Origin of the sequence: Amycolatopsis sp. NBRC 101858 (assembly GCF_030269325.1) — a bacterium.
In the GTDB taxonomy this organism is placed as follows: Bacteria; Actinomycetota; Actinomycetes; order Mycobacteriales; family Pseudonocardiaceae; genus Amycolatopsis; species Amycolatopsis ponsaeliensis.
Genome location: NZ_BSTD01000008.1, coordinates 296,198 through 308,829, shown reverse-complemented (window position 1 = coordinate 308,829; position 12,632 = coordinate 296,198). Strand labels below are relative to the sequence as shown.

The following is a 12,632-nucleotide window of genomic DNA, read 5'->3' as shown; positions in this document are numbered from 1 at the left end:
CCGTTGCGACGCATGACGGCCCTGGCCGCCGGCTGCTGCCTGGTGCTGACCGCCTGCTCGGGCGAGTTCAAGGGGGTCTACGACCTGCCGCTGCCCGGCGGCGCGGACGTCGGCGACCACCCGTACCACGTCACCGTGCAGTTCGCCGACGTCCTCGACCTGGTGCCGCAGGCCGCGGTGAAGGTCGGCGACGTCCCGGTCGGACGCGTCCAGACCATCCGGCTCGGCTCCGACGGCTGGACCGCGGAGGCCGTCGTCGAGGTCAACGGCGACGTCGTGCTGCCCGCCGACGCCGTCGCGCGGCTGCGGCAGTCCAGCCTGCTCGGCGAGAAGTTCGTCGAACTCGCCGCCCCGGACGGGACGCAGCCGCCGCAGAGCGCGCGGCTGGCCGACAACGCCGTGATCCCGGTGTCGCGCACCAACCGCAACCCCGAGTTCGAAGAGGTCTTCGGCGCGCTTTCGCTGCTGCTCAACGGCGGCGGCATCGGGCAGCTGCAGACGATCAACCGCGAGCTGTCCAAGGTGATGACCGGGAACGAGACGCAGATCCGCTCGTTCCTGTCCGGGGTCAACACCCTCGCCACCGACCTGGACGCGCACCGCCAGGACATCACCGCGGCCCTGGAAGGGGTCAACCAGCTGGCGACCACGCTCGCCGACCGCGACGCGCAGGTGTCCGGCGCGCTCACCGACCTCACGCCGGGCCTGCGCACCTTGACCGACCAGCGCACCCAGCTCGTGGCCATGCTCCAGTCCCTCGACCAGCTTTCCGGTGTCGCCACCGACGTCATCCACAAGAGCAAGGACGACCTGGTCGCCGACCTGACCGCGCTCGCGCCGATCCTGCACCGGCTCGCCGACGCCGGGGCGTCGCTGCCGAAGTCGCTGGAGATCCTGCCGTCCTTCCCGTACACCGACGCGGTCATCCCGGCGATCAAGGGCGACTACCTCAACGTCTACGCGTCGGTGATCCCGGCGCCCGGGGTCCCGCTGCCGCCGCCCGGCGAAGGCGTCCCGCCCGGCCTGCCGACCCTGCCGCTGCCGGCCAGCGGCGTCACGACGTCGGGAGGGCGCTGATGCTGACCACCAGGGTCCGCGTCCAGGTGATCGCGTTCGTGGTCATCTCGCTGGTCACGGTCGCGTTCGTCGGCGCGAACTACGCGGGCATCGGCAGGCTCTTCGGCGGCAGCGGGTACACGGTGAAGCTGGAGCTCGCCGAGGGCGGCGGCATCTTCACCAACGGCGAGGTGACCTACCGCGGGGTCGCCGTCGGGCGGATCGGCGAGCTGCGGCTCACGCCGTCCGGGATGGAGGCGGACCTGGTCATCGACGACTCGGCCCCGCCGATCCCGTCGAACGCCCAGGCCGTGGTGGCGAACCGTTCCGCGGTCGGCGAGCAGTACGTGGACCTGCAGCCGCGGACCGGCGACGGCCCCTACCTGACCGGCGGCTCGGTCATCCCGCGTGAGAAGACGACACTGCCGATGCCGGTGCAGAACCTGCTCGGCGACCTCGACTCGCTGGCCGCGTCGGTGCCGACCGGCGACCTGCGCACGGTGGTCGACGAGCTCGACGACGCGCTGCGCGGCACCGGGCCCGACCTGCAGGTCCTGCTGGACACCGCGACGTCGTTCACCAAGGACGCTTCGGCCAACCTGCCGCAGACCACGAAGCTGATCGACGACGGCTCGACCGTGCTGCGCACCCAGCTCGACTCCGCCGCCGAGTGGCGCTCGTTCACGAGCAACGCCAAGCTGTTCGCCGCGCAGCTGTCGAGTTCGGACGGTGACCTGAGGCGGCTGATCGCGACCGCGCCGCCGGCCGCGTCCGAGCTGGGCAGCCTGCTGAAGGACACCGACCCGGGGCTGCCGATCCTGCTCGCCAACCTGCTCACCACGGCGCAGGTGTTCCAGGCTCGCACCGGCCAGCTGGAACAGCTGCTCGTCGCGACCCCGAAGGCGGTCGCGACGGCGTCGACGGTCTTCGGCGGGGGCGACGGCAACCTCGGCATGGCGCTGACGTTCTACGACCCGCTGCCCTGCCGGGCCGGGTACGAAGGCACGCAGTACCGGCCGAGCACGGACACCACACCGCTGCCGTTCAACACGGGCGCGTCCTGCACGCTCGAGAAGGGCGACGCGACGTCGGTGCGCGGCTCGCAGAACGCGCCGCACCCGCCGGTGCCGCCCGCCGCGGTGCCCGGCTCCGGGACCCCGCTGACCGTGTCCGCCGGCCAGCCGGATTCCCCGACCCTCGAGGAGATGCTGTGGCTGGGAAAGTGACCGATCCGGCCAAAAGCAGGCCGACCGCCCCGCGGCACGTAACCGTTGCCACGCAGCCATTCGGCCGTGACTGTGGTCGGATCGGTCACAAAAGGCACAGGAAGTGGCGGTTGCGGGCCGCGGTCGCGGCCGTGGTCGTCACCGCGGCCTTCGCGGCCTGGGCGGGGATCGGCTGGTACCGCACGGCGCACAGCGAAACGCTGACCTACGGGACCGCCCGCGACGAAGCGCTCTCCAGCGGCCGCCAGCTGGTCGCGCTGCTGTGCACCCTCGACTACCACCAGCTCGATCAGGGGCTCGCGCAGTGGCTCGACGCGTCGACCGGGCCGCTGCACGACCGGCTGGCCCACACCGACGAAGCCACGAAGAAGACCCTCACCCAGGACGCGACGGTGTCCACCGGCAAGGTGCTGGACGCGGCGCTGAGCGAGCTCGACGAGCACGCGGGCACCGCCAAGCTGCTGGCCTCGGTGGAGATCACCGCGCTGAAGGAAGGGGTCGCGCCGGCGACCAAGCGCAACCGGTTCGCCGCGGGACTGACCCGGACCGACGGCGGCTGGAAGCTCAGCGCCCTCGACGAGCTGCCGGTGGGGGCGAGATGAGCACCGACGCGCTGCCGACAGCTGAGGAAGAGGCCGAAGTGACGGCCTCCTCCGACGACGACGTCCCCGCCTCCTCCGACGAAGTGGCCGAACCGCCTCGGCGCCGGCCGCTCCTGCTGCCGCTGCTGGTCGTCGTCTCGGTACTGCTGGCGGCCGCCGGTGTGCTGTTCACGCTGGCGGCGCGCTCGGCGGCGGACGATCCGGCCGCGGCCAACCACGCACTCACCGACGTCGGGGCGACCGCCGACGTCACGTCGGCGGTGACGCTGGCGCTCAACCGGATCTTCTCCTACTCCTACGACAAGACCGAGATCACGGAACAGGCCGCGCGGGACGTCCTGCGCGGCGACGCACTCACCACCTACGACCGGCTGTTCGCCCAGGTGAAGGAAAAGGCACCGGCCCAGAAACTGGTGCTGACGACGCGGGTGACGTCATCCGCGGTGCAGGATCTCCGCGAAGGGCATGCCCGGCTCCTCGTGTTCCTGGACCAAGCCGCCACGCGCGCCGACAACAATTCCAGCAGTTCCGCGGCCGCCCAGCTTTCGGTGACCGCGGAACGTGAGGGCAATGCCTGGAAAATTACCGGGTTGACCCCCCGCTGACCCCGTTTTCCACCGCTGCACAATTCGAAGGAGAGTTGGCATGCCTGTTTTGTCGCGCACTCGGAAGAACGGCCGGAAATGGGCACGCGCGGCCGCGGTCACGGCGGTCGCCGGCGTCGCGCTGAGCGTCGTCACCGCCGTGCCCGCGTCGGCCGACGTGGTCGAGATCCCGGTGGGCTACACGGTCACCGGCAGCACCGTGGTGAAGAAGACCGGCGGCTCGATGGCACTGGGCCCCGGCACCCTCGACGGTGCGCTGATCATCGACGACCAGACCGGCTCGGTCGGCCTGCGGGCCAACCTGAGCCTGCCGCCGTCGCAGGCCGACATCTCGCTGGTGTCGGGCATCTTCCGGATCAAGGCGAAGGTCAAGATCACCCCGACCGGCCCGGCCACCGGCACCATCGCGGACGCCACGCTGACCACGCACGCCCAGGCCAACATGGAGATCTACGACATCTGGGCCGGCCTGATCGTGCCGGTCATCCCGATCCCGACGGTGCCGGGCAGCTGCAAGGCGAGCAAGCCGCTCGACCTCGACCTGAGTGCCAAGGACGTCGACATCTTCGGCCCGAAGATCACCGTCACGGGCACGTACACCATCCCGGAGTTCAAGAACTGCTTCATCGCCGACCTGGCGCTGGGCGCGCTGATCTCCGGGCCGGGCAACACGATTTCGCTGGACCTGGCGGCCAAGACCGAAGGCTGAGCCGGGGCACGACGAGAGGGGCGCACCGGCCGGTGCGCCCCTCTTTTCGTGCCTGGTCAGCAGGGTGCGGCGGGATCTTCCTTCAGCGCGACGACGAACCGGTCGCCCGCGGAGACGGTCAGGAACGGCCCGCAGACCCCCCAGCTCGACGGGTCGCTTTCGGTCACGTCGTTGGAGCCCCAGGCGACGAAGTCACCGTTGCTCTTGAGCGCGTAGTTGAAGGTCCACCCGGCGTCGATCGCGACGACGTCCGACAGCGCGGCGTCCGGGACCTCGATCTGGTGGTCGTCGTTGCGGCCCCAGGCGAGCACCCGGCCGTCCTTGAGCGCGAGACTGTGCTGGTGACCGGCGGAAACCGCGGTGACGCCCGACTTCGCGTCGGCAGGCACGTCGGTCTGGCCGTGCTCGTCGGCGCCCCAGGCGAGCACCCCGCCGTTCTTGATCGCCAGGCTGTGGTCGCCCCCGGCGGAAATCGCGGTGACGCCGGACGTCGCCGCGGCCGGGACGTCCGAGCGCAGGCCCCAGGCGATCACGCGCCCACCCGCCTTGAGCGCGAGGTTGTGCATCGCGCTGGTCGAGATGGCGACCACACCGGACTTCGCGTCGGCAGGCACCTGCGTCTGGCCGTACCAATCGTTTCCCCAGGCCAGGACGCCGCCGTTCTTCAGCGCGAGCTCGTGCCCCCAGCCGGCGGCGATCGCGCTGACGCCGGACATCGCCGCCTCCGGCACCTCCGTCTGGCCGAAGTTGTTGTCGCCCCACACCAGGACCTGGCCCGCCTTGAGGCCCATGGCGTCCATCCCGCCCATGGAGACCGCGCCGACGCCTTCGGACGCTTCCGGGGGCGGCCCCAGGATGTAGTTCGAGAACCCCCATTCGACCACGCCGCCGACGCTCGGCGCCTGTGCGGAGGCGGCCGCGCCCGACACCACCGGAACGGTGACCAGGGTGACGGCGAGCAGCACGGAAGCCCGGCGGGGGGCACTGCGGAAACGGGGACCCACGGCGTCCTCTTTCGCTGAATCGATTCTCGCGGGCACGCTGCGCGCGTGGTATCGATAGTAACCCGCACAACTGCCGATCGGGACCCCCCGGAGTATTTGTCAAAACCGCACCAACATCGTCCGGCGACTACTCCGGCGCTGACAAGAAAGCACTCTCGGGGGTGGCCGTGAAAACCGGCCGGATGACATCCTTGTTGCGCAACCGACTCACGAGTAACCTTATTTCTCACAGCCACCTCGCGAGGGTTCCGGCTGCACCAGGGAAACACCGGGGGAATTCGCGGTGCCGCTTCGGCCCGCGGGGCGCTTGGGCAGCGCCCGTCGAGACGTCAACTGGATGATCGAAGGAGATTGACAGTCATGACCCGACTCAAGAACCTGTCCCTCAAGGCGGTCACGACCGCCGCGGCCGTCAGCGCGCTCGGCATGGTCTTCGCCGGCGTGGCGTCGGCCGATCAACCGTACAACGCGGCCGCCACGTACCGGTGCACGTTCCCGGGCATCCCGCAGCAGGACGTCGGGATCACCGCGACCCTCACCGGGCCGGACTCGATCGCGGCCGGCGGCACGGCCGTGCCGACGGCGGTCGGGGGCACCGCGACGATCTCGGCCGCGGTCCACTCGCTGCTGACCGCGGTCGGCTACGACGGCATCCGCGGCACGGCGACGGTGCCGGTCACCGCGGCCCGCGGCTCGGTCTCCGGGCCCGCGTCCGGGCTCAACATCCCCGAGGTGATCTACCCGGCGGGCGGCTCGATCACGGTCAACATCAACCAGGTGGCGACCTCGTCGATCCCGACCTACACGGCCCCGGCGACCGCGGGCACGGACACGCTGTCGCTCGGCACGCCGATCACCGCGGCCCTGCAGTTCCACAAGGCGTCCAACAACACCTGGGCGAACTGGAACATGACCTGCACGCCGAAGACCAGCCCGGTGCAGAACCTGGCGTTCTCGCCGACCTTCACCATCACGTGATCGGCGGGGTGTAGCAAGACCGCGGGGATGGCCGGTGCACCGGCCATCCCCGCGGCCCGTTCCCCCAGTCGCACGGACAGGAGCACGACATGCCAGCTCGGCGGACAGCGACCCGAGGCGCGCTCGCGCTGGCGTGCGCGGTGTCGGTGGTCACCGGCGCGTTCACCGGGACCGGGTCCGCCGCTCCCGGCGCCCCGGCCCCGGACGCGGGAGCGGGCGGCCGTGACATCACCAAGACGATCACGGCGTCGTGTCCCTTCGCCGACCCGGTCGGGCCGCTGAAGCTCGACGTGACCACCGCGGCCACGCTGCCCGCCTCGATGACCACGGGCCGGCCCGCGACGATCGACGGACTGGCCGTGTCGTTCTCGCTGCCCCGCGCGGCCGCGCAGCAGCTGCTCGGTGCGGGCAGCACGCTCGAAGGCGGGCTGACCTTCCAGCTGCTGCTGGAGCAGGGCAAGGTCAAGGACACCCTCGCCGTCCCGCTGACCATCGCCGCGACCCCGCTGCCTGCCGAAGGGGACGTCCCCCTGGTGGCCAAGGGGAAGCTGGCGGCGTTCTCGCCGTCCGCCGCGGGCGTGCTCCGCATCCGGCTGAGCGCACCGAAACTCGCCATCGGTCCCACGGGCGCGCCGGCGAACCAGTCCGCCGAGCAGGTGGCCTGCACCCCCGACGCCGGGCAGGACCTCTCCTTCGGCTCGGTCGCCGTCCTCGCCGCCACCGCGCCGCCGGCCGGGAAACCCACGCCGCAGAAGAAGGCCACCCCCGCACCGCGGCCGAACGGCTCCCAGAAGCACTCGCTGCTGGACGACGAGCCACCGCCCGACGACAACGTCACGCTGGTGCTGCCGCTGCAGCCGAACCAGATCGACAACACGGCCACGATCACCAAGACCGGCAGCGTCATCCACAGTGCACCGGCCGCGCTGGTCAACGGCGTCTGGTTCCGGATCACCGACGTGAACGGGTTCCCGCTCAGGAGTGAGATCACCGGCGAGGTCGGCTTCACCCCGGTGACGGTCTCCTATCTGGGTTACGGCTTCCTGCCGATCAGCGCGACCGTCGAGTTCCTGCCTGCCGACTACCGGACCGGCAAGATGATCCACTCGTTCGGGACCCTGTTCGACGGGATCCTGCGCAACCACCTCGACGTGGTCTCCCGGCTGAGCGATGTCAAGGTCAACGGGGTGCCACTGGACGCCGGTCCGGACTGCGTCTCGGCGACCCCGATGTCGATCGACATGATCGGCGAGTACGACCCGTTCCTGGGCGGTCTCATCGGCACCGACCCGGACAACCCCGACCCCAAGTTCCGCGGTTTCACGCTGCCGCCGTTCAAGAACTGCGGCGCGGCGGAGAAGCTGAGCTCGCTGTTCACCGGCCAGAACTCCGGCCCCGGCAACCAGGCCTCGGCGCGCCTGTCGTTGATCCAGCTGTGCATGGAGACCGACCACCGCAACTGCCCGCCGGTCGTGCCGGTCCCCGCGGAGGTCTTCCGCCAGAGCCGCTGACGCCTTCAGCCCGACGATCCGAAGATCCGAAGTGGAGGGACCGTGTTCCGTCGTCTCCTGATCCTCGTTCCGGCGGCGGTGGCCGCCCTCGTCGCGGTCGCCGGGCCGGCGGCCGCGCTCACGACGTACAACGCGGGACCGGTCGGGTACCGCTGCACCTTCCCCGGCATCTCGGCGCAGGCGACTCCGGTCACCGAGACGTTCGACGGGCCGAGCACGGTCGCGCCCGGCGCGACGTTCACCATCACCGGGATTTCCGGCAGTCTCGCGCTGTCCACCGCCACTCGTTCGCTGCTGATCGCCATCGGTTACGACAGTGTCCGCGGCAGCGGCGCGATCCCCGTCACCGCAACGAACGCGACGCCCGCCGGTGGCACCGGCGGCACGGTCCCGACGACCACCTGGGGCATGCCGGCGACGATCCCGTTCTTCGGCGCGAGCCAGTCGTTCGTCGCCGGTGCGGCGGGAACGATCACGTTCAGCACCGGCTCGCCGGCCTCGTTCGCCCTCCAGTTCCACAAGGCGTCGAACAACACGTGGACGAACTGGACCATGGCCTGCACGCTGAGCGCCGGTCAGATCGGGACCTTCAGCCCGACGCTGCCGATCCTCTGACCGGACCGGTCACGAAGTCCGCCACCGCACGCAACAGCTCTCGCGCGACGGGATGGTCCACCGCTGCGCACGCCGGCTCGAGTTCGGCGCGCGCCCGTCGTCCCGCTTCGATGGCGGTCGGAAGTGCTTGCTGCGGAAGGGAATCCGCGGTCAGCCCGGGAGTCGCCAGCAGCTCCGGCAACGCCGAGATCCGGCCGTCGAGCAGGTCGGCAAGCGTCGCGTCGAGGCGGGTGCGCTCGCCGCGCAGGGCGAGCACGTCCTCGCCCCGGAGGAAGGCCCGGCCCAGCGCGGCGCCGTAGTCCCGGAACGGCTCCGCGGCCACCCCGGCCATTGCCGCTCCGATCCGCAACGGGAACTCGAACAGCGACGCGAAGACCGCCTCGGCGCCGGCACCGGTCGTCACGGCGTCGGCGCGCAACGCGGCCAGTTCACCCAGCCAGTCCGAAAAGGACCACGCCAGCTCCGGCGCGGCCTCGGTGATCAGCCGCGATGCCTGGCCCAGCAGGTAGTCGCCGGCGAGGACGGTCGCCGCGGACTCCCAGTCCACGCCGCGCACTTCGCGCGGGGTGACCGCCGGGCCGAGGAACGCCAGCGCGCCGAGCGTGGCCAGCTCGATGGCCGCCGCGACCGTCGCGGCACCGCGGGCCGGGGCGTCCCCACCGGACACGAGTGCCGCGAAGAACCCGATCGCGGGCCGCAGCCGCACGTCCTCGTGGCCGGCGGCGAACATCCGGGCCAGGAACGGCCATTCGCCGCGGACGCAGGACACGGCCACTTCGTCGCAGGCCGCGAGGAACGGCAGTAGCGGAGCCCGCACCCCGGCCGGCAGGTCCAGGGGTTCGGCCCCGGCGAGCGCCGAGATGCCTTCGGGCAGCACGACGGCTCGCCGTCCCTTGGCGAAGAACGGCCGTTCGCTGCCCGCGCCGGCGGCCAGCACGCGCCAGGCGAGGTGGTACCGGCGGGCGGCGTGGTGCGCGGTCTCGAAGTAGCCGACGAACGCCGACCCCAGCAGGCGTTCGTACTCCCGCCGGGCGGCGGCCGGGTCGTTCTTCCCGGCCAGGATCGCCCGCGCGGCCAGCTGTCCCGACTGGACGGCGTTGCTCAGCCCCTCGCCGGTGAAGGGGTTGACCAGGCCGGCCGCGTCGCCGACCCGCAGCCCCCGGCGGCTCGCGGCCGACGCGGGGCTGAAGCCGCTGTGCAGCGCGCCGGCCGCCGCGGGGCCCGCCGGGACGCACTCCAGCACCCGCGGTTCGATCTCGGCGAGCGCCGCGACGGCCGCGTCGAGGAGGGCGTCCGCATCGACGTCGCCGAGGGCGGACGCGCCGATCGTGCAGCCGTCGGGGGTGGGGGCGAGCCAGGCACAGCGCGGCTTCCCGCGCCGGTCGTCCGCCGGCGGGGCGAGGAGGTGGAGGAGGACGCGCTCGCCGGGGACGGGACCGGTGAAGCGCCGGGCGCAGACGAGGCCGGTGCTGTACGGCGGTGTGGTGCCGAGGTGGGCGGGGCCGCCGGCCAGGACGATGTGCGGAGCTGCCGGGACCACGGGTCCGAGCGCTTCCACCCCTCCGGCGCCGGGCGTAACCTCCGCCACCGCCGTGCGGTATTCGGCCCCGCACCGGACGGCGTGCTCCCGCAGTGTCTCCCGCAGCACCGCACCATCCACCACGGAATACCCGGCATCCACCACGTCGTGAACGGTCCTGGCGTCGAAGGCGATCGCCACCGGGAGCACCGGCCAGGCGTCCACCGCCACCCCGATCGACCGCAGGATCTCCCGCGCCGGGCCGCCGACCAGGACGTCGTGCCGCGGGGCAGCATCCTCCCGCCCGGCCAGCACGACCGGCAGGCCACCGCGGGCGAGCACGGCCGCGGTCACCGCGCCGGCCGGTCCGGCGCCGAGCACCACCGCGTGGCTCAAGAACGGCTCGCTTCGAGCATCCCCGCCAGCGCGCGCCGCGCCGGGCCGTCCGGGGTGCGGGCCAGCGCCGCCTGTGCATGTCCGAAGTGGACACCTGCCAAGGTACGAGCCGCCCGGAGGCCACCGTGGGCCGTGACCAGCTCTCGCACCCGTGCCAGGTCACCGCTCGAAAACGACGGCGCGAGCAGCAGCCGGTGCAGCTCGCCCGTGGTGTCGGCGCGCAGGGCCGCCAGGGTCGGTGCGCCGAACAGGCCGAGCAGGTGGTCGGTCCCGGCCGGCTTGTCGTCGCCCGCGGCTTCGAGGTCGAGGCAGTCGTCGAGGACCTGGAACGCGATCCCCCACTCCACGCCGAACTCGGCGAGCGCCGCGACGACCGCGCTGTCCACGCCGGACTCCGCCGCGCCGAGCAGGCAGCACAACCGGAACAGCACACCGGTCTTGCGCCGCACCAGGTCCACGTAGTCCGGCAGGGACAACCCCGTGTCGAAGCCGCGCTCGACGTCGAGCAGCTCGCCGTGCGCGAGGTCGGCCACCGTCCGGCTCACCGCCGTGGCGACCCCCTGGCCGAGATCGGCGGCTTCGGTCCCGGCCGCCGCGAGGCAGGCCAGGCCGGCGAGGACCGCGAGCTCCGGCCCGGCCGTGCGGTGCGCGGCCGGCCCGCCTCGCCGGATCGATGCGCGGTCGATCACGTCGTCGTGCACGAGGGAGGCCAGGTGCACCAGCTCGACCACCGCGCCGAGCCGTGCCACCCGCTCGCCGTCGGAGCGGCCGTATCCGGCGCAGGCGGTGAGCAGCCGCGACCGCAGCAGCTTGCCGGGCCGGTCGACGAGCCCGCCGACGGTGTCGCGCAGCGGCGCGGAAAGCCCGCCGGCGAGCCGGCCGAGGTGGTACCGGACCGGGTCCGCGGTCGCCGTCACCGCGAGGAGAACCCGTAGGTGCCGTCGACGTCGAGGCCGGGGATCTCCCGCAGGCTCGTCACGACTTGCCGGTACACCGCCAGGTCGTTCATGTACTCGAGCAGCTGGGCGCGGTTCTTGCCGAGCGCCGGCGCGACGACGTCGTCGAAGATCACCCACAGCGCCTGCTTCTCCGCCAGGGTGACCAGGTCCGGCGAGATCCCGGCGAAGATGGTGCGGACGTCGTCCAGGTGCTCCTGGGTCAGCGCGACCGGCGAGGCGGGATCACCGAGCACGGACGCCACGAGCGTCCGGTACTTGTCGTAGAACCGCCGGGCTTCGGCCTTCTCCTCCGGGCTCGCGGTCGCGGCTTCGAGCCGGTTCACCGCGAGGTCGAGGTTCTTGTAGACCAGCTGGACGACCAGGTTCCCGACCAGGCTCTCGCCGAGGAACTCGTCGCGCGCCTGGTCGGCGAGCGCGTTGTCGCCGGCGAGCGGCAGGTCGTAGAACGCGCCGGCGGCGCCGAGCATCCGGCAGGCGATCGCGGGCAGCGGGGTGAACGTCTTCCCGTTGCCGCCTTCGCAGACGACCGCGCCGGAGTCGCCGACGAGCGAGAACCGCTGCGCGTAGATCAGGTCGGTGAACCGGTAGCCGTCGACGACCACGGTCGCGGTGGTGTCCAGCACCACGCTCGACGTGTAGCCCGAGCTGCGGCCGACCTTCTCGATCCGGCGGCCCTCGACGGCGACGGCGGTGGAGTTCGCGGTGAGCAGCTCGACGTCCAGTTGCTCCAGCACCGGGCCGATCTTGGCCATGAACGTCCCGCCGTGGACGCTGGCGAGGAACGCCAGCCCGATCGCCGGGTGGGTCGCGGAGATCGGCGCCATCAGGTTGCGGGCCACCGTCGAGCTCACGCCGATGCCCGGCTCGAGCTGCGCGATCGCCGCGTCGGCGGTGTTCGGGCCGTCCTGGGTGAGCGGGATGGATCGCTTGAGCCGGGCGACGGTGTTGGCTTCGGCCGCTCCGCCGTCCAGCGGCGCGGGCTGCACGATCGCGGCACCCTGCGCGGCGACGCCGAAATTCGCCAGGACGTGGTTGGCCGACAGCACGCAGATCGAGCCATCGGTGCGGTCCCGCACCAGGCAGCCGAGCGTGCCCAGTGTGCCGTCGGCGAGCGAGCCGAGGCTGCCGCCCTGCAGCGGCGGCCGGAACCGCTCGGCGATCGGCGTGGCCGCGGCCGCCTTGGTGGCGCCGGAGAACCGGAACTCGCCGGTCTCGACGACGTCGACGCCGTGCCCGCCGATGGTGGCGGGCAGCAGCCGTCGCCGGGAAACCAGTGCGGCGCGGCGCTTCTTGCGGACCAGCGCGATGACCACCGGCTCTTCGGTGAGCTCGCCGTCACGGGTGCGGAAGCCCTTCGCGACGCCGACCACGTTGGGGTCACCGAGGTGTCCGGCGGCGAGGACGGCCTTCGCCTCGTCGAGCGCGGCCGCGGTCTTCGGTTCCATGAACACG

The 12,632-nt window shown here is 72.1% G+C and carries 12 protein-coding genes; 8 read left to right on the top strand and 4 right to left on the bottom strand.

What is annotated here, in order from left to right:
- Positions 1-12 precede the first annotated feature (12 nt).
- From QSK39_RS48525 to QSK39_RS48505, 5 genes are all read left to right on the top strand, one after another.
- Positions 13-1,077, top strand: a complete 1,065-nt coding sequence (locus QSK39_RS48525; RefSeq protein WP_285484627.1) for an MCE family protein — start codon at positions 13-15, stop codon at positions 1,075-1,077.
- Entirely contained in the window at positions 1,077-2,282 is a 1,206-nt protein-coding gene (locus QSK39_RS48520; RefSeq protein ID WP_285484626.1) for an MCE family protein, read from the top strand. Before QSK39_RS48525 ends, QSK39_RS48520 begins: the two co-directional genes overlap by 1 nt.
- Positions 2,283-2,392: 110 nt before the next feature.
- Positions 2,393-2,884, top strand: coding sequence for an Rv1363c family protein (locus QSK39_RS48515; protein WP_285484625.1), 492 nt, complete (start codon positions 2,393-2,395; stop codon positions 2,882-2,884).
- Positions 2,881-3,489: a hypothetical protein gene (locus tag QSK39_RS48510; RefSeq protein ID WP_285484624.1), complete on the top strand. Its 609-nt coding sequence runs from the start codon at positions 2,881-2,883 to the stop codon at positions 3,487-3,489. Before QSK39_RS48515 ends, QSK39_RS48510 begins: the two co-directional genes overlap by 4 nt.
- A gap of 40 nt (positions 3,490-3,529) precedes the next feature.
- Positions 3,530-4,198 (top strand): hypothetical protein, encoded by a 669-nt coding sequence (locus QSK39_RS48505; protein WP_285484623.1) that lies wholly within the window; start codon positions 3,530-3,532, stop codon positions 4,196-4,198.
- A 56-nt stretch (positions 4,199-4,254) separates the two neighbouring features.
- On the opposite strand, the gene QSK39_RS48500 is transcribed toward QSK39_RS48505, so the two are convergent.
- On the bottom strand, positions 4,255-5,202 hold the full coding sequence (locus QSK39_RS48500; protein WP_353051127.1) for an RCC1 domain-containing protein: 948 nt from the start codon (positions 5,200-5,202) through the stop codon (positions 4,255-4,257).
- Between the two features lie 360 nt (positions 5,203-5,562).
- Here QSK39_RS48500 and QSK39_RS48495 point away from each other — a divergent pair, with 360 nt between their 5' ends.
- The 3 genes from QSK39_RS48495 to QSK39_RS48485 all read left to right on the top strand — a co-directional run bounded on the left by QSK39_RS48495 (position 5,563) and on the right by QSK39_RS48485 (position 8,306).
- Positions 5,563-6,180 (top strand): DUF6801 domain-containing protein, encoded by a 618-nt coding sequence (locus tag QSK39_RS48495; protein ID WP_285484622.1) that lies wholly within the window; start codon positions 5,563-5,565, stop codon positions 6,178-6,180.
- An 89-nt stretch (positions 6,181-6,269) separates the two neighbouring features.
- On the top strand, positions 6,270-7,691 hold the full coding sequence (locus QSK39_RS48490; RefSeq protein WP_285484621.1) for a DUF6801 domain-containing protein: 1,422 nt from the start codon (positions 6,270-6,272) through the stop codon (positions 7,689-7,691).
- 42 nt (positions 7,692-7,733) lie between these two features.
- Complete coding sequence (locus tag QSK39_RS48485) at positions 7,734-8,306, top strand: DUF6801 domain-containing protein (RefSeq protein WP_285484620.1); 573 nt, start codon at positions 7,734-7,736, stop codon at positions 8,304-8,306.
- Here QSK39_RS48485 and QSK39_RS48480 read toward each other — a convergent pair.
- Genes QSK39_RS48480 through QSK39_RS48470 form a run of 3 tightly spaced genes read right to left on the bottom strand, consistent with a single transcriptional unit; the run spans position 8,281 to position 12,631 of the window.
- The gene (locus QSK39_RS48480) at positions 8,281-10,221 is read right to left on the bottom strand and encodes a hypothetical protein (RefSeq protein WP_285484619.1); all 1,941 of its coding nucleotides are present in this window, start codon (positions 10,219-10,221) and stop codon (positions 8,281-8,283) included. The genes QSK39_RS48485 and QSK39_RS48480 overlap by 26 nt on opposite strands.
- Positions 10,218-11,138: a polyprenyl synthetase family protein gene (locus tag QSK39_RS48475; protein ID WP_285484618.1), complete on the bottom strand. Its 921-nt coding sequence runs from the start codon at positions 11,136-11,138 to the stop codon at positions 10,218-10,220. Before QSK39_RS48475 ends, QSK39_RS48480 begins: the two co-directional genes overlap by 4 nt.
- Positions 11,135-12,631 (bottom strand): chymotrypsin family serine protease, encoded by a 1,497-nt coding sequence (locus QSK39_RS48470; protein ID WP_285484617.1) that lies wholly within the window; start codon positions 12,629-12,631, stop codon positions 11,135-11,137. The genes QSK39_RS48475 and QSK39_RS48470 overlap by 4 nt, the downstream gene beginning before the upstream one ends.
- Between the last annotated feature and the right edge of the window lies 1 nt (position 12,632).